This is a genomic window from Xenorhabdus santafensis, from assembly GCF_033949405.1.
GTDB classification, from domain to species: domain Bacteria; phylum Pseudomonadota; class Gammaproteobacteria; order Enterobacterales; family Enterobacteriaceae; genus Xenorhabdus; species Xenorhabdus santafensis.
Genome location: NZ_VCDN01000451.1, coordinates 1 through 328, shown reverse-complemented (window position 1 = coordinate 328; position 328 = coordinate 1). Strand labels below are relative to the sequence as shown.

Below are 328 nucleotides of genomic sequence, written 5' to 3'. Positions count from 1 at the left end.
TCTTTATGCTGAAACTCCAGGCAATAATTTTGTGGCTATGGAAATAAATAATCTTACTTATCTTACCTCATTTAATAATGATCCTACAGGATTTATGTCAGGTGGGGGACCATTTGCAGTAACAGTTGTACCAACTATTGTTCAAATAAATAATGCAAACTCAGGAGATAAAAATTATTTATACCCGTATTTAAGTATAATTAAATTTGCAGATGGTCCTTCTATTTGAAATTGGGTGTTTTTATAGAATAAAAGGTATAATAATCCTTAATTTTATGTACATTCAATTTTTACAATTCTTTAAAATTCATTGCACATAAAATGGCGT

General features: G+C 28.4%; 1 protein-coding gene. It reads left to right on the top strand.

Annotated features, from left to right (window positions below; all coding sequences use genetic code 11):
• Positions 1 to 229, top strand: a 229-nt coding sequence (locus FE392_RS20915; protein ID WP_319931999.1) for a hypothetical protein, incomplete at its 5' end; no start/stop codon positions are given.
• Positions 230 to 328: the final 99 nt, after the last annotated feature.